Below are 316 nucleotides of genomic sequence, written 5' to 3' on the forward strand. Positions count from 1 at the left end.
GCGTAAAGGCGCGCCGCACCGGGTGCTCGCCGGGCCGCCGGCAGATGTCCCACCACAGCAGCAACGACAGCGCAAAGAACAACAAACCGAAGCAGGCGACCAGCCAGGCAAGCTCACGGTCGATGATGGATTGGAAATACACCCAAAACATGTAGCTGACAGTGATCGGCGTAATGATCAAACGCACCGCCGCCTGGGCGCGTTCGGTGTCGTACGGGCGACGCGCGCGCGTAGGCATAAGCAATCCTTGCAAAACCGACTGAACAGATGCCCCTCACCCTAAGCGGTCGCATCCTTGAGGACAAGACGCTAGCAG

The 316-nt window shown here is 60.4% G+C and carries 1 protein-coding gene; it reads right to left on the reverse strand.

Annotated elements, in window-relative coordinates; translation table 11 throughout:
- The coding region (locus tag AC0IW9_RS30490) for a hypothetical protein (RefSeq protein WP_471652056.1) at positions 1 to 238 on the reverse strand (238 nt) is incomplete at its 3' end.
- Positions 239 to 316: the final 78 nt, after the last annotated feature.

Source organism: Belnapia sp. AC561, from assembly GCF_979252845.1.